The following is a 16,673-nucleotide window of genomic DNA, read 5'->3' on the forward strand; positions in this document are numbered from 1 at the left end:
GCCCCCATGTCGGCCATGAATATTCCACAATCCAGTTTTCCACGAATCATTATAATAGGAGGGGGCTTTGGCGGTATCGCCCTAGCTAAGAAATTGAGCAAGAAAGAAGTACAGGTGGTACTGTTGGACCGCCACAACTATCATACATTCCAGCCGCTCTTATATCAAGTGTCAACAGGAGGATTGGAACCCGATTCCATCGCCTATCCCATTCGAAAGGTTCTTCAAGGATATCCCAACTTTTATTTTCGATTGGCAGAAGTATTTCAAATACATACTGAGGACAGGACGGTGGAAACCAATATCGGGACCATTGGGTACGATTATCTTGTGGTGGCGACAGGTTCAGAGACCAATTTTTTTGGTAACAAAGGTATTGAAGAGAAGGGAATGGCCATGAAGACCATACCCCAATCGTTGAACCTACGAAGTTTGATTTTGGAAAATTTTGAACAGGCGCTATTGACCGATGATTTACATCAAAGGGATGCACTCATGAATTTTGTCATTGTGGGAGGAGGGCCCACGGGTGTGGAGCTGGCAGGTGCCCTTGCCGAAATAAAAAAAGGTATTCTCCCGAAAGACTACCCCGATTTGGATACACGTAGGGCCCAAATCAATTTAGTTCAAGGGAGTGACCGTATACTTCCTGCCATGAGTGAAGTTGCCTCCCACAAAGCAGAACGTTTTTTGGAACAGTTGGGCGTTAATGTCTGGAAAGATATTAGAGTTACAGATTACGATGGTCAACGGGTTACAACCAGTACGAATACGAGTTTTGAGACCGCCACGTTGATTTGGGCCGCGGGAGTCCAAGCAGTTAATATACCCGGGCTTAATGGAAAGGAGCTGCTTTGCAGGGGAAATCGCCTAAAGGTGAACCGATATCATCAAGTGGAAGGTTTTGAGGAAATTTTTGCAATTGGCGATGTGGCCCAAATGGAAACAGAGGCATTTCCAAATGGACACCCTATGATGGCCCAACCGGCTATGCAACAGGGTAGAAATTTGGGAGAGAACTTGGTAAGATTATTGGATGATAAACCCATGAAACCTTTTGTTTACCGAGATAAAGGGAGTATGGCCACTGTAGGGCGAAACAAAGCTGTGGTTGATTTGCCCAAAATTAAGTTCCAAGGGGTTTTCGCTTGGTTCGTTTGGATGTTTGTGCATCTTTATTTTTTGATAGGTTTTAGAAACAGATTGGTGGTTTTCATCAACTGGGTTTACAACTACGTTCGTTTTGACCGCGAGGCTCGATTGATTATTCGTCCGTTTAAGAAACAATATCGAACATCCAAATCCAGAAATTGATACAGGCTGGCAAGGGTTAAAACTGAGCCAACATTTGATGCACTAAGCTCATAAAAGGGTATATTGTATATATGTTGGCAATGATTCGATTACTCTTGGTACTTTTCCTATTAGTTACTGTGCACTATGGCTATGGGCAAGCTCATGGCGCACTTTCCACAGAAAAAGAGAAACCATTTATATACATCGAAGGCTTTAATTATCCTGATTTTGAAAAATATACCCATTATGCCTGGTTTCAAGTCAATTTTCCAATAACATCGACCACAGAATTAAGCATTGGTGGAAATCATTACAGAAATTATGGAGCTGATAGATTTTCAATACCCATTGAACTAAGGCAATACATGAACAAAAGAACTTTTTTTATTGGGGGATATGAAAGGGAATGGGACCTTTTGAACAATGGAGTGGGCAAGCCCAACCCTATCCCGATTGATGAAGTATACTTTGGTGTTGGACACGATGTTGGCCCAGGCATGTTGATGGAAGTCAAAATGGTTCATCCTTTGGGAAAGGGAATTCCAAGATTTTACAAAGTGGGCTTGGAAGGGGTAAGAACAAGAGTGGAAATAGGGACTCGAGTCAAGTTCTAATAACTTCATCTTCTAGGATGGTATCTTTCCAGCACTTTGGTCAGTTGTTTTCGATCTACATGCATATAAACCTCCGTTGTGGTTATGCTCTCATGCCCCAACATTTGTTGTATCGCTCTTAAATCAGCCCCATTTTCAAGTAAATGTGTTGCAAATGAGTGTCGAAAAGTATGCGGACTGATATTTTTTTTCAAACCTATTTTTTCGGCCAGTTTCTTAACAATGGTAAATATCATGGCCCGGGTCAATTGTTTCCCCCTTCGGTTTAGAAAAAGATAATCCATATGCTCTTTCTCAATGAGAAGATGTATCCGCACTTCATTTTTATAAATGTTGATGTACTTCTTGTTTAAGAAGCTTATGGGCACAAATCGCTGCTTGTCTCCCTTCCCGGTCACCTTTATAAAGTCTTCATCAAAATAAAGGTCCGATAATTTTAGGTTCACCAATTCCGACACACGAAGACCACATCCATACAGGGTCTCCAAAATGGCACGGTTGCGCTCTCCTTCAGGTTTGGATAGGTCAATTGCCGCTATGAGTTCATTGATTTCCGACGTGGAAAGGGTGTCTGGTAGTTTTCTGCCCACCTTTGGAGTTTCAATTAAATCCATGGGATTGTCGTCCCGATAATCCTCAAAAACAAGGTAGTTGAAAAAGCCTTTCAATCCGGAAATAACCCGAGCTTGAGAGCGTGGATTTACAGTTTTTGCAAGATTATGTACAAATTGCTGAAGGGTTTCTTGTTGGATATCGATTGGGGAAATGGCCATGGCATGTAGCTCTAAAAAATCCATTAATTTTTGCAGGTCCAAGGCGTAATTGGCGATGGAGTTGTCAGAAAGACCACGCTCAATTTTTAAGTAATGCTTATAGTCAAGCAACGCATTTTGCCATCTCATGATAGCAAAGATAGGCACATAAATTTTTGTTCCATTCATTCACCGATTGGTCAACTGAAATGGGTGTTTGGTCAATTTACCCGGAAAACATGGATGAGGTTTGGATAATTTCATCCAGGATTACCAAAACGGTTTTTTAACATTTTTGATACTATATTGACTCAAGTCCCGTTTAGGCTTTAGTAAATTTTAACAATTATGAGAAAAACCTTATTAGTAACTGTGAGTTTGTTGGTATTGGTAACTATGAACAGCGTTGCGCAAGACAGGAGTAGTTTTAAGGCCGGAATTAATGCAGGGCTTCCAGTGGGCGATGCATCGGAAGTTTCAGATTTTAGTATCGGACTCGATGTAGCTTATCATTGGGGGGTATCAGAATGGCTGGATGCCGGTTTGGCCACTGGCTTTATTAATGTTTTTGGTAAAACAGAGACTATTTCCGAAGGACCAATAACTGTGACTACGGATTTTGAAAACTTTCAGTTTATACCCTTGGCAAGCTCCTTTCGTATTTACCCAACCTACCATTTTAAGTTTGGTGCCGATGTGGGCTATGGCGTTGCAGTTGATGCAGAAAGTGATGGAGGCTTCTATGTTAGACCTTCCGTTGGGTACAATATTACTGGAAATACGGAACTCAATGTCTCTTATATAAATATTAGCAATGATGGGAATTTTTCTATCGCTACGCTGGGAATTTTGTTTTTGTTCTGATTATTTGAAGGCAAATAGCAAAACAAGAAGAGCAACACCAAAAGATGAGAGCTATTGAAATAAAAGTTAATAACCCCGAATCAAATTTTAGATATTAACCACTAATTACTTATGAAATGAAAAAATTATTATTTGTTTTCGCATTTACCTCGTTGAGCATGATAACGGCCAAGGGTCAAACAAGCTATAGTGCTGCATTGGGCTTGGGTGTCGATACAGCTATTGAAGACGCAACCTTTGTTGGTGCAACAGGAAAGTTTTTCTTCTCCGACAATCATGTGGGACAGGCCGATTTAGGCTTTGAGGACAATGCTACCATAATCACTGCCTTGTACTCATACCATAAACAGTTTGTGGGAGCACGAGGGCTGCGATGGTATGTGGGGGTAGGGCCCAGTATTATCCTAATTGAGGACTTTGACAATGTTTTTGCATTACGTCCCCATGGTGGATTGGATTTTAAAGTGAATGGAGCACCTATTGTAATTAACTTTGATTGGCGACCTTCCATTATTTTAAGCGATGGTCCAGACAATGAAGTTGCAGCTTTTGGTCTTGGGCTTCAGTTTGCCTTTAATTAAAAATAATAAATGCACATAAAGGGCGGGTTTATCCCGCCTTTTCTTTTTGTTGTATTTTTATTCCCATGAAGTTAATCATTATCAACGGCCCCAATCTTAATCTGTTGGGCAAGCGCGAACCCGAAGTATACGGGAATACTACTTTTGAGGACTATTTTAAGAAACTACAAGAAAAATATCCCCGGGTGGCGATGGAGTATTTTCAGTCCAACGTTGAAGGGGAGCTCATAGACAAAATCCAAGAGGTTGGTTTTCATTATGATGGAATCATATTGAATGCGGCTTCATACACCCATACTTCCATTGGAATTGGTGATGCGGTAAAAGCCATTGATGCACCCGTGGTAGAGGTGCATATTTCCAACACCCATAAACGGGAAGAATTCAGGCATATATCTTACATATCCCCTGGAGCAAAGGGAGTTATTTTGGGCTTTGGCCTGCAGAGTTATGATTTGGCCATACAAAGTTTTTTACCCTAAATCTTTCAAATATTTCCTATCCGCATAAAAGGTTCCAAAGGGCAAGAGGGAGGCTAAGAAAAGAACTATAAATCGTTTTATGCTCCATTTTCGCTCCCAGCAAAACACTAAGGCCACAACCACATAAGCGATAAAGAGAAACCCATGTGCGTACCCTACAATCTTATTGGGTTCGAAGATTTCGGCCCAATATTTTAAAGGCATGGTAATGCCAAACAGGGCCAAATAGGAAATCCCCTCCAGAATAGCGGTTGCCCGAAAGAGTTTTAGCATCTCAGTTACAGGTGGATTACTTCGTCGTATGCATCAGCCACCGCCTCCATGACGGCTTCACTCATAGTAGGGTGGGGGTGGACTGCCTTGAGGACTTCATGACCTGTTGTTTCCAATTTCCTCGCCACAACGGCTTCAGCTATCATGTCGGTGACTCCTGCGCCAATCATATGGCAACCTAACCATTCACCGTACTTGGCATCGAAAATAACTTTGACGAAACCATCTGCATTACCCGATGCCTTGGCCTTACCACTGGCAGAAAACGGAAATTTACCGACTTTAATGTCATACCCCTTTTCCTTGGCCTGTTTTTCAGTCATTCCTACGGAAGCAACCTCAGGCATGCAGTACGTACATCCGGGAATATTTCCATAATCCAAGGGCTCCACATGCATTCCGGCAATTTTTTCCACGCAGAGTATGCCTTCTGCTGAGGCCACGTGTGCCAAAGCTTGTCCGGGAGTAACATCCCCAATGGCATAGTATCCTGGAATATTGGTTTGGTAGTAGTCGTTGACCAATATTTTGTCCCTGTCCACGGCGATACCTACATCTTCTAATCCGATATTTTCAATATTTGTTTTGATTCCAACCGCGGAAAGTACAATGTCAGCCTCCAAGATTTCTTCACCCTTGGAGGTTTTTACCGTGGCTTTTACACCATCACCGGATGTATCTACCTTGGTAACTTCCGCTGAAGTCTTTATTTTCACGCCGGCTTTTTTAAAACTACGTTCCAGCTGTTTGGACACTTCTTCATCTTCCACAGGAACAATATTCGGTAAGTACTCCACAACGGTAACTTCGGTACCCATGGAATTGTAGAAATAAGCAAACTCAATGCCGATGGCCCCACTACCTACCACAATCATTTTCTTGGGCTGCTTTTTTAGGGTCATGGCCTCGCGATATCCGATTACCTTTTTCCCATCTTGTGGCAAACTGGGAAGTTCCCGGCTTCGAGCGCCTGTGGCAATGATGATGTGGTCAGCTGTATATTCTGCAGTATCACCGTGCTCGCCTTTCACCAAGACCTTTTTACCGGGCTGCACTTTCCCAAAGCCGTTAAGGACTTCAATTTTGTTTTTTTTCATCAAGAATTGAACACCTTTGCTCATACTTTCAGCAACACCACGGCTTCGATTCACCACGGCATCAAAATCGTGTTCCACGTCCTTGACACTTAAACCATAATCCTCAGCATGTTTTAGATATTCAAAAACCTGAGCTGATTTTAGGAGTGCTTTAGTGGGAATACAACCCCAATTGAGGCATACACCTCCCAAACTTTCCTTTTCCACAATCGCCGTTTTGAATCCTAGTTGCGAAGCACGTATGGCCGTCACATAACCTCCAGGACCACTGCCCAAAACAATTACGTCAAATTTGCTCATCAGTTTTTGATTTTAGTTTTTATTCTTGAAGTTGCCCATTTGGGCAGCGCAAAAGTACGGAATTCAAAAGGCAAATCCCAAGGGCTAAAAATGAAAAAAAACTTTATTTCGGAAATCAGGTTTTGTCCTTTCCAAACATTTTTTTGTTAAAGGCTTCGGAACCTCCCTTGGGTATGGATAATGAAATCCACTCTTTTCCACGAATCATTTTTCCCAAGAAAACAATTTGCCCGACATGGCTTGCATAATGTGCCAATTGACGATTGAGAGCCTCAATGATGGTATGTTCTTCGTCCCTGATCTTGATTTTAGCATCAAAATTGGAAGTGTTTACCTCCTCCAAAGCATCGAACAAACATTGCCAACCTTTCTCCCATTCGGATAGCATTTCTGCTTTGGAGGAATAAGGGCCTTCAAATTCCATCTCACGTTCGCGCCATGTTTTTTCACCATCTTCGGTCAGAAAATTGGTCCATCGGCTCAGCATATTGCCCACTAGATGTTTCACAATAATGGCAATGGAATTGTCCGATTCTTGATACTGCCAACAAATGTCCCGTTCCGAAAGCTGTTCAAAAGTTTTATCCCCAAGCGTTTTATAGCGCTGGAATTCAAATTGGATGTTGGATAGATAGTTTTGCTGAAAATTCATTTTTCAGTACCGGGTTCAAAATCGATGCTTATAGAGTTGATGCAATATCGTTGCCCTGTGGTTTCTCTGGGACCGTCATTGAAAACATGGCCCAAGTGACTACCACAATTGGCGCAGACGGTTTCAGTACGAATCATACCGTGAGAAGTGTCTCTTATATATTCAATGGCACCCTCCACAGCTTGATCAAAAGAGGGCCATCCACAACCACTTTCAAACTTATGCTCGCTTTCAAAGAGTTTTGCATTGCAAGCCTTGCAGTGGTAATCCCCGTTATCGAAATGGAGGTTATATTCCCCTGTAAATGGTCTTTCTGTTCCTTTTTGACGTAGAACCCGATATTCATCGGAGGAAAGTTCCTTTTTCCACTCGTCCTCTGTTTTTTCGATACCATATTTTTTCATTCCTCGATACTTTTTGTGAGAGCTTAATTTACTGAAGCTGGAACAAAATCAAGGGCTGCCCCATTTATACAATGCCTTTTTCCAGTAGTTTCCCTTGGGCCGTCATTGAACACATGACCCAAATGACCACCGCAAGTGGCGCAGTGTTCCTCCGTACGTGCATAACCAATTTTGTAATCTACGTCGTAGGCTACGTTGCCCTCAATTTCCCTATCAAAACTGGGCCAACCGGTACCTGAATCAAATTTATGTTTACTTTCAAACAAAGGCGTACCGCAACCGGCACAAACATAAGTGCCTTTTTCTTTATTGTTCAGTAGTTCGCTGGTAAAGGCATTTTCAGTGGCTGCCTTTCGGAGAACATAATATTCCATATCGGTAAGTTCGGCCCGCCATTCCGCATCCGTTTTGGTGACAGGAAATACTTTTTCTTCCTTTTTGATGTCGTTTTTCTCTTCTTGGGAAATGCCTTTGCATCCGACGATGACAAAAAAGGCAATCCACAGCAATTTTTTCCCCATTATTATTTTAGTATTTAGACGAGTTTTCAATCTATTCCTATCAAAAATAAAAAACAAAAAAGTCCTATTGAAAACAACAGGACTTTTTATATGTACTATTTAAAGAATTATTGCAGGTCAAGTTTTTGAACACCAATTTCTTCAATGCCAAGTGCAGTCATTACATTTTGAATATTGGAGAGGTCTATTTCCGAGGAATTGGCAAACTCACTTGGCACAAAAACAATTCGGAATAATTGGTTATCCGTAAATGCGGTATCAAGGGCCGATAGGTCAAAATTTCCATCAATAAAAATCTCCACATCCAAAAATGTGTGAGTTGCAACATATTGAATGGTTCCTTCAGGCAGGAAAAAACTTTGGGGAATCTGGCTCCATGCATCGGCAGTACTGCCATCATTTAAATCGATAAGACCGTCAAATCGATATACTAGAACTGCGTCGGACTCAAACACTTCAAAATTAGTCACATCACTAAAAGTGATCAACGTACTGAAGATATTGCCATCTACATCGTAATCAAAATTTACGCCATCTACCTCAACCACCTGTCCCTGTATTCCATCCAAGCCATCTAAACCTGGCGCGCCGTCAAACCCTGGAGGTCCTGGAGGTCCTTGTGGGCCTTCACAGGAAACGATGAACAGAACAACAAGTGCACCAATAATTGTATTGAATTTTTTCATGATTTCTGATTTTTTTGATTTGTATTTTCCTTTGTCCCATGTCCTAAATCAAAAAGCGTTCCATAAATTATAACACCTTAAAAAAGCACATCAAGAAAAAAGAGGGTTTGCCACTGATTATTTGGTTTAATTTCTATATTTATCAAAACGGACCGACTAATTTAAAATTATGCTCAGGCAGCAGCGCGTTGTAATCGATAATGTTAAGCCACAACTGGATTGTGGTGAATTTTTTGTAAAACGAGTCGTTGGCGAAAAGTTGCATGTAACTGCAGATATTTTACCCGACGGCCATGATGTGATACAAGCGGAGCTTCTTTATCGCCATGAAAAAGAAAAAAACTTTGTCCAGGTTCGTATGCACCATGATGGCAATGATATTTATAGTGGCTCTTTTCAAGTAAAGAAACAAGGTTTTTACGAATATAAGTTAAAGGGCTGGGTGGATTACGCCCTAAACTGGCAACATGGGGTTGAGGCAAAACTGAAAGATGGCCAGCACTTAAAAAGCGAGTTGTTGGAGGGTGTTCAATATTTGAAGTACCTATCTGGAAAAGTAACTCAGCATGACAGCGACACACTAAAAAAATGGATGGATCAATTCAAAGATCCTGAAAAGTATGATGAAGCCCTAAAAAATGCAGTCTCCCAAAAACTACACGATTGGTTTGTTAAGTATCCGCAGCGGGTATTGGCAAACGAGACCAAAATCTTAAAAGTCTATGTGGATAGGAAAAAGGCCAACTTTAGTACATGGTACGAATTCTTTCCACGTTCTGCCTCACCGACGCCAAATACCCATGGCACCTTCAAGGATTGCGAGGCGTTGTTACCACGTATAGCCAAAATGGGCTTCGATACCCTGTATTTCCCACCAATTCATCCTATAGGCGAGGTGAACAGAAAAGGGAAAAACAATACCGTAAGCGCGCAAGAAGGAGATTCTGGAGTGCCTTGGGCGATTGGTTCCAAGCATGGAGGGCATAAATCCATCCATCCTGAATTGGGAAAGGAAAGCGATTTTAAACGCTTGGTTAAGAAAGCAAAGGATTTGGGAATTGAAATAGCCATGGACATTGCATTTCAGGCTGCTCCTGACCATCCTTATATCACTGAACACCCGGAGTGGTTCAGAAAAAGACCGGATGGAACCATTCAATATGCCGAAAATCCACCCAAAAAGTATCAGGATATTGTCAATTTTTATTTTGAGACAAAGGCATATAAAGCACTTTGGCAGGAACTTTTGAGCATTGTGCTGCATTGGATTGGATTTGGCGTTAAAGTATTCCGAGTCGATAATCCGCACACAAAGCCCTATTACTTTTGGAATTGGTTAATTTCGGAAATAAAGAAAGACCATCCCGATGTACTTTTCTTGGCGGAGGCCTTTTCTCGCCCCAAGGTTATGCAACAATTGGCCAAACAAGGATTTTCACAATCCTACACCTATTTCACTTGGAGGGTGAACAAACATGAGCTCACGGAGTATGTCACTGAATTGACACAAACTGATATGCGGGAATATTATCGACCCAATTTTTGGCCCAATACACCAGATATCAACCCCTATCATTTGCAGGGCGCCAATGAATCCATGCATTTGATACGATATAGTTTGGCTGCCACATTAAGTGGCAATATTGGAATTTATGGCCCGGTTTTCGAATATATGGTTACCGAGCAATTGCCCCCGAAAGAAGAGTATTTGGATTGTGAAAAATATGAAATTCGACATTGGGATTGGACCATAGAGAACAATTTGACCCATTACATCACTAAAATCAATGCAATCAGACATGAACATGGTGCGTTGCAGCAAACCAATAATATCAAATTTTGTGTTACACAGCATGACAACATGATAGCTTTTTACAAATGGGATGATGACAAGACCGATCATTTATTGGTTGTTATCAGCATGGACCCACACCATGTGATACAGGGTAACGTGCAGTTTCCTTGGTACGATTTGGAACCCATTCACGGACATGGGGTAAGGATGAAAGACCTTATCACCGAAAAGGAATACCATTGGTATGACGAATGGAATTTTGTAGAATTACATCCAAACGTACCCTTTCACATATTTCAAATAATAAAGGAGTAAACAAAAAATAATTTAGTTGAAGCCACCGTACGAATTCAATATTGCTTGGGAAAACCTTTTGGAAGATGAAGGATTTACGCAGGTTTTTCTCTCTACCGTACTTGAGGAGTATGTTCTTCGCCAGCGTTGGTATGGAGGTAAATCAAGTAAGCTAAAGTACATTGAACTTCCTGAGCACTTTAGGATTCAACAGCATGGCGAGGTTTATTATGGGCTTATTCTTGAAGTAAACTTTGAGGAAGCTTTCTATCAACATTATTTTTTGCCCATTGCCTTTGTTTCTGACGAAAAATTTGCCAAAAAGGACCGGATATTGCCACTTATTTTAAACGGACAGGAAGGATACATTATAGATGCCTTGAATCTTGATGCATTTAGAAAATTGGTCTTTGAACGTTTGATTAATGCGGAGCCCAATGACACTACGCGAGTACGATACCATAAAAGTTTGAACTTTACGGATACGGCATACCAATCTTCACGTTTTATGGGAATGGAACAGAGCAACACTTCCATTATCATGAACGACAAATACGTGATCAAGTTTTTTAGGCGTATTTATGCCGATAAAAATCCGGACTACGAAATGAGCCGTTTTCTTTCCGAAAAAAAGGAATATCGGAATACGCCGGCTTATATGGGTAGTTTGAGCATTATTGATTCCGATAATGCCAATATCACCATAGCTTTGATGCAAGAATTGTTGCCGAACAACGGCGATGCCTGGGATTACATGTTAAAGGAAATTGATGATATTTTTCAATCCTTGGAACGAAAACGAATAGATGTTCGCTCTTTACCCCAAACGCAACTTTTCAAACTACTGCAGATTTCCGATGTCCCTCCGCAAATAATCGACTGGGCGGGGCTAAGCATTTTTTTGAAACTACAGACCTTGGCCAAAAGAACTGCCGAAATGCATGTTGCCCTAGGTTCGGAATTTGAGGAAACCGCCTTTACGCCTGAGCGTTTTAATGGAGACTATGAGGTTTGGCTTAAAAATAGATTGCTCTATCAATTTCAGAATCGTCTCAATACGGTAGAAAACAATTTTGATAAATTGGAAGGGCTGTCCGCAACTCTGGCCGAAGAATTTTTAGAGCGTAAAAATGAAATTAGAAAACGTTTTATTGGTTTTGATTGGACCAAGCTCAAGGGGGAACGAATCCGTGTGCATGGCGATTACCACCTTGGTCAGGTTTTGGTAAAAGATGATGATTTTTACCTATTGGATTTTGAGGGAGAACCCGAAAGTACCATTCGGGACAGAAAAGTGAAACAACCACCATTGAAAGATGTGGCAGGCATTTTCCGCTCTTTTCACTATGCCATTTATGCCACTATTTTTAATAACGAAGGAAAATATCCCTATTCACAAGAAGACCTCTTCCATGCGGGGGAGATTCTGTACACCTATTTCATAGGGGTGTTTTTAAACACCTATGTTGAATTGATTCAAACAAACAACATCAACATTGGCTACGCCCAAGAACGCGTCTTCCTTTTGGAGTATTGCATGCTCGAAAAGGCCGTTTACGAATTGGGCTACGAAATGAATTCAAGGCCTCAATGGGCGGTTATTCCGTTGCGGGGCATAATGAGTATAATTAACAACACACAACAATGGCAAAAGTAGTTCCACATAGTTTCTTTACAGATTTCGATATCAATCTTTTCAAATCAGGGAAGCATTTTAGGCTTTATAACAAATTGGGTTCCCATTTGACGCAGGTAGATGGCGAAAATGGCACTTATTTTGCCGTTTGGGCACCTTCTGCAAAATCAGTTTCCGTTATTGGTGATTTTAACCATTGGAATGCAGGAGAGCACGAGCTTATGGTGCGCTGGGACGAAAGTGGTATTTGGGAAGGATTTATTCCGGGAGTTGATAAAGGCACCAAATACAAATACAAGATACAATCATATAACAACGACATTTGGACAGAAAAGGCGGATCCTTTTGCGAGATACTGTGAGCAACCCCCCAAAACAGCTTCATTGGTTTGGGATGCACCTTATTCATGGAAAGATGAAAAATGGATGGGTGAACGCGAAAAGCACAATGGGTTGGACAGGCCGTATTCAGTTTATGAAGTGCATTTAGGCTCTTGGAAGAAGAAAAATGGACAAGAGTTTCTCACCTATGATGAAATGGGTGAGGATTTGGTAAACTACGTGGACGAAATGGGATTTACCCATGTGGAGTTCATGCCGGTTATGGAATACCCGTTCGATCCTTCTTGGGGATATCAATTAACGGGCTATTTTGCCCCAACTTCTCGATTTGGTAAACCCGAGGAGTTTAAAATGTTGGTGGACAAATTCCACCAAAAAGGAATAGGGGTAATTTTGGACTGGGTTCCTTCCCACTTTCCGGAAGATGCCCATGGTCTTGGTTTTTTTGATGGTTCACATCTTTATGAACACCCTGATAGCCGAAGGGGGTATCATCCTGATTGGAAAAGTCTCATTTTCAACTATGGAAGAAATGAGGTGAGAGCATTCCTTATCAGCAACGCTGCTTTTTGGCTCGATCAATTTCACGTGGACGGACTCCGGGTGGATGCCGTGGCATCCATGCTCTATTTGGATTATTCGAGAGAGGATGGGGAATGGGAGCCCAATATGTACGGAAATAATGAAAATTTGGAGGCCATGTCCTTCATCCGTGAAATGAACATTGAGGTCTACGCCAGTTTTAAAGGAGTACAGACCATTGCTGAGGAATCTACTGCCTTTTCAGGAGTTACCAAACCTGTGCATTTAGGTGGACTTGGTTTTGGCATGAAGTGGATGATGGGTTGGATGCATGACACATTGGAATTCTTTAAAAAAGAACCCATTTACCGATCGTATGACCTTAATGACATAACCTTTAGCATGACGTACGCCTTTACGGAGAACTTTATGCTACCATTTTCCCATGATGAAGTAGTCTATGGGAAACAGTCCCTACTGTATCGCATGCCTGGCGATGAGTGGCAACGTTTTGCCAACCTCAGGTTACTTTTTGGTTACATGTTCACCCATCCCGGTGGAAACCTACTTTTTATGGGAGCCGAGTTCGGCCAATCTTCCGAATGGAATTTTCAAGAAAGCTTGGACTGGCATCTGACCCAATATGATTTTCATTCCGGAATTCAGGAGCTTGTCAAGGACCTGAACAAGGTATACCGCAGCAATCCGGCACTTTACGAAAAACAATTTAGTCCTGAGGGGTTTCAGTGGATTGAGCACAACGACCACGAAAATACCACCTTGACCTATATCCGAAAAGGAAACGATCCCAAGGATGATTTGATCATCGCCTGTAACTTTACCCCGGTACCAAGAGAGAATTATAGGGTAGGGGTGCCCAAAGACAAACAGTTGAGATTGATTTTCAATAGTGATGACACCAAGTATTCTGGCAGTGGAATGGGCAAGAAGACGCTTAAGCCCTCATCAAAGGAATGGAACGGATTTGAACACTCTGTTACAATGACACTTCCTCCGCTCGGTGTTGTTATTTACCGATGAACAGTTGGACGAAAACGTTGTAGTGTCAATGTTGTTAACATCCCTTTAATTTCTCGGTTGAATGTGTTTCTTTTGTTAGGCTCAATTAACTGACTAATGATTACCAACACGGAAATAGAAAAGCGGGGAAACCAACAACCCGACCACATAGTAGATTTCAAACAGGAGAATGACAAACTTCATTTTACCACCCAAAATGGAGTTATTCTGGAACTTACCATTTTGCGCGATAGTGCCATCCGGTTTCGTTATGCCACCGAGCATGTTTTCGAACCGGATTTTTCATATGCACTGAATGATGATGTGAATTCCGGTTATAATGAACTTTCCGTCGAAGAGGAAACAGCCGCGTACATAGTTTCGACTTCAAAAATCAACATCCACATAAAAAAATCCAATCTTAAAGTAAAAATAACTGACAAGGAAGGAACTGTTATTTCGGAAGACGAACTGGGTTTTCATTGGGAGGAGAACTATGATTATGGGGGTAACATAGTTAAGATGAGTAAAGTATGCCATTCTGGCGAGAGCTACTATGGCATGGGTGATAAGGCTTCGCATACCAATCTTAAAGGAAAGCGAGTGAACAATTGGGTAACCGACTCCTATGCCTACGGCAAAGATCAGGAACCGTTGTACAAGGCCATTCCCTTTTATGTAGGATTGAATCAAAACATGGCCTACGGTGTTTTTTTCGATAATTCTTTCAGTACTTATTTCGACTTTGCCAATGAGAAGAGAAATGTAACCAGCTTTTGGGCAGATGGCGGAGAGATGAACTATTACTTTTTTTACGGGCCCAAAATGGGTCAGGTGGTGGAAGCTTATACCGATTTAACGGGGGTTCCTGAACTTCCCCCCCTTTGGGCCTTGGGATTCCATCAGTCCAAATGGAGTTATTATCCTGAAAAAAAGGTAAAAGATCTAGCCGCAACCTTTAGGAAACTGGAAATACCTTGTGACGCCATTTATTTGGATATAGATTACATGGATGGTTTTCGATGCTTCACTTGGGACAAACAACGTTTTCCCGATCCTAAAAAAATGATTCAGGAACTGGAAGCAGATGGGTTTAAGACAGTGACCATGATAGATCCAGGAATCAAGATTGATCGTGATTACTGGGTATACCAAGAAGCTATGGAAAATGAATATTTCTGTAGACGGGCCGATGGACCTCATTTTAAGGGAAAAGTATGGCCAGGAGAATGCAAATTTCCCGATTTTACAAATCCCGAAGTTCGAGAATGGTGGGCGGGACTGTACAAGGAAATGATTGCCGATATGGGCGTCCATGGAGTTTGGAACGACATGAACGAACCCGCTGTGATGGAAGTTCCCACCAAAACTGCGAATTTGGATGTGCGCCATGATTATGATGGGCATCGTTGTAGCCATCGAAAGGCACATAATGTTTACGGTATGCAAATGGTACGTGCCACATACAATGGGATAAAGAAATATACCTTTCCTAAACGCCCTTTTGTACTTACTAGGGCGGCTTATTCTGGAACTCAACGGTATTGTGCCACATGGACTGGTGATAATGTAGCTACTTGGGAACATTTATGGATTGCCAATGTACAAATGCAACGCATGGCACTGAGCGGTTACTCTTTTGTAGGATCAGATATTGGTGGTTTTGCCGAGCAGCCCAACGGAGAGCTTTTTGCACGTTGGATGCAGCTGGCTATCTTTCATCCTTTTTGCAGAGTACACTCAAGCGGAGATCATGGAGACCAAGAACCATGGTCCTTTGGGCAAGAAATCACCGGTATTGTTCGAAAGTTTATTGAGTTGAGGTACAAGTTGTTGCCTTATATCTATACCACATTCTATAAATATATAAAAGATGGTTTGCCAATGATTCAATCGTTGGTGTTTTATGACCAAGAGGATACACAAACCCATTTCAGGACCGATGAGTTCCTATTTGGTGAGCAGATGTTGGTGTGTCCTGTTCAGGAACCCAACGCTCAGGGGAGAAGAATGTACTTTCCCAAAGGAAATTGGTATAATTATTGGACCGATGAGGTAATCTCAGGTGGCGTTGAAAAATGGGTTTCTGCTCCTTTGCATGTAATTCCTTTTTACATAAAAGAGGGGGCCATGATTCCAAAATATCCCGTACAACAATATGTGGGAGAAAAAGAGATAAAGGAACTCGAAATAGATATATACTTCAAAGAAGGAATGGAAAACTCCGAAGTTTACGAAGATCAGCAAGATGGCTACGATTACAAAAAAGGAAGGTTCAGTCTGCGAAGGTTTAGATTAAGGGGAAAAGAAAACGAATTGATCATTCAGCAGTTCAAAGATGGCAATTATATCACCACGTATGACATATTCAAACTTAGCTTTCATGGTCTTCCATTTACCATTGGTATTGTTGAGGTGGACAACGAGGAGGTCAGCCCGGAAGATATAAAACTGAATGGAAACAATTCGATTGAAATCAGCAAGGATTTCACCGAATTGCACATTATCGGAAAATAATTTTTTGTATTTTACCTCGGTCGACT

Annotated in this window: 16 protein-coding genes; 9 read left to right on the top strand and 7 right to left on the bottom strand. The window is 41.6% G+C overall.

Annotation, left to right across the window (positions count from 1 at the left end; all coding sequences use genetic code 11):
- Window positions 1-15 precede the first annotated feature (15 nt).
- Entirely contained in the window at window positions 16-1,314 is a 1,299-nt protein-coding gene (locus GTQ34_RS14890; RefSeq protein ID WP_166524665.1) for an NAD(P)/FAD-dependent oxidoreductase, read from the top strand.
- A gap of 80 nt (window positions 1,315-1,394) precedes the next feature.
- Window positions 1,395-1,910 (top strand): hypothetical protein, encoded by a 516-nt coding sequence (locus tag GTQ34_RS14895; RefSeq protein ID WP_166524604.1) that lies wholly within the window; start codon window positions 1,395-1,397, stop codon window positions 1,908-1,910.
- Between the two features lie 5 nt (window positions 1,911-1,915).
- Here GTQ34_RS14895 and xerD read toward each other — a convergent pair whose 3' ends face one another.
- The gene (gene xerD / locus GTQ34_RS14900) at window positions 1,916-2,812 is read right to left on the bottom strand and encodes a site-specific tyrosine recombinase XerD (protein ID WP_166524605.1); all 897 of its coding nucleotides are present in this window, start codon (window positions 2,810-2,812) and stop codon (window positions 1,916-1,918) included.
- Between the two features lie 198 nt (window positions 2,813-3,010).
- On the opposite strand from xerD, the gene GTQ34_RS14905 reads away from it, so the two are divergent.
- The 3 genes from GTQ34_RS14905 to aroQ all read left to right on the top strand — a co-directional run bounded on the left by GTQ34_RS14905 (window position 3,011) and on the right by aroQ (window position 4,589).
- A complete protein-coding gene (locus GTQ34_RS14905) occupies window positions 3,011-3,526 on the top strand; it encodes an outer membrane beta-barrel protein (RefSeq protein ID WP_166524606.1) in 516 nt (171 codons plus the stop codon).
- Between the two features lie 116 nt (window positions 3,527-3,642).
- A complete protein-coding gene (locus GTQ34_RS14910; RefSeq protein WP_166524607.1) occupies window positions 3,643-4,107 on the top strand; it encodes a hypothetical protein in 465 nt (154 codons plus the stop codon).
- Between the two features lie 65 nt (window positions 4,108-4,172).
- Entirely contained in the window at window positions 4,173-4,589 is a 417-nt protein-coding gene (gene aroQ, locus GTQ34_RS14915) for a type II 3-dehydroquinate dehydratase (protein WP_166524608.1), read from the top strand.
- On the opposite strand, the gene GTQ34_RS14920 is transcribed toward aroQ, so the two are convergent.
- The 6 genes from GTQ34_RS14920 to GTQ34_RS14945 all read right to left on the bottom strand — a co-directional run bounded on the left by GTQ34_RS14920 (window position 4,581) and on the right by GTQ34_RS14945 (window position 8,522).
- Window positions 4,581-4,862 (bottom strand): DUF3817 domain-containing protein, encoded by a 282-nt coding sequence (locus GTQ34_RS14920; RefSeq protein WP_166524609.1) that lies wholly within the window; start codon window positions 4,860-4,862, stop codon window positions 4,581-4,583. The genes aroQ and GTQ34_RS14920 overlap by 9 nt on opposite strands.
- A 5-nt stretch (window positions 4,863-4,867) precedes the next feature.
- Window positions 4,868-6,259, bottom strand: a complete 1,392-nt coding sequence (gene lpdA / locus GTQ34_RS14925) for a dihydrolipoyl dehydrogenase (RefSeq protein ID WP_166524610.1) — start codon at window positions 6,257-6,259, stop codon at window positions 4,868-4,870.
- 115 nt (window positions 6,260-6,374) lie between these two features.
- Window positions 6,375-6,911: a DUF1572 family protein gene (locus tag GTQ34_RS14930; RefSeq protein ID WP_166524611.1), complete on the bottom strand. Its 537-nt coding sequence runs from the start codon at window positions 6,909-6,911 to the stop codon at window positions 6,375-6,377.
- A complete protein-coding gene (msrB, locus tag GTQ34_RS14935; protein WP_166524612.1) occupies window positions 6,908-7,315 on the bottom strand; it encodes a peptide-methionine (R)-S-oxide reductase MsrB in 408 nt (135 codons plus the stop codon). Before msrB (GTQ34_RS14935) ends, GTQ34_RS14930 begins: the two co-directional genes overlap by 4 nt.
- A gap of 23 nt (window positions 7,316-7,338) precedes the next feature.
- Entirely contained in the window at window positions 7,339-7,836 is a 498-nt protein-coding gene (gene msrB, locus GTQ34_RS14940) for a peptide-methionine (R)-S-oxide reductase MsrB (protein ID WP_166524613.1), read from the bottom strand.
- A gap of 107 nt (window positions 7,837-7,943) precedes the next feature.
- Entirely contained in the window at window positions 7,944-8,522 is a 579-nt protein-coding gene (locus GTQ34_RS14945; RefSeq protein ID WP_166524614.1) for a collagen-like protein, read from the bottom strand.
- 169 nt (window positions 8,523-8,691) lie between these two features.
- On the opposite strand from GTQ34_RS14945, the gene GTQ34_RS14950 reads away from it, so the two are divergent.
- From GTQ34_RS14950 to GTQ34_RS14965, 4 genes are all read left to right on the top strand, one after another.
- On the top strand, window positions 8,692-10,632 hold the full coding sequence (locus GTQ34_RS14950) for an alpha-1,4-glucan--maltose-1-phosphate maltosyltransferase (protein WP_166524615.1): 1,941 nt from the start codon (window positions 8,692-8,694) through the stop codon (window positions 10,630-10,632).
- A 16-nt stretch (window positions 10,633-10,648) separates the two neighbouring features.
- On the top strand, window positions 10,649-12,268 hold the full coding sequence (locus GTQ34_RS14955; protein ID WP_166524616.1) for a trehalose synthase: 1,620 nt from the start codon (window positions 10,649-10,651) through the stop codon (window positions 12,266-12,268).
- Window positions 12,256-14,151: a 1,4-alpha-glucan branching protein GlgB gene (gene glgB / locus GTQ34_RS14960; protein WP_166524617.1), complete on the top strand. Its 1,896-nt coding sequence runs from the start codon at window positions 12,256-12,258 to the stop codon at window positions 14,149-14,151. Before GTQ34_RS14955 ends, glgB begins: the two co-directional genes overlap by 13 nt.
- Before the next feature lie 96 nt (window positions 14,152-14,247).
- Window positions 14,248-16,647, top strand: a complete 2,400-nt coding sequence (locus GTQ34_RS14965) for a glycoside hydrolase family 31 protein (RefSeq protein WP_166524618.1) — start codon at window positions 14,248-14,250, stop codon at window positions 16,645-16,647.
- Window positions 16,648-16,673 lie beyond the last annotated feature (26 nt).

This window comes from Flagellimonas ochracea (assembly GCF_009903685.1).
GTDB lineage: Bacteria > Bacteroidota > Bacteroidia > Flavobacteriales > Flavobacteriaceae > Flagellimonas > Flagellimonas ochracea.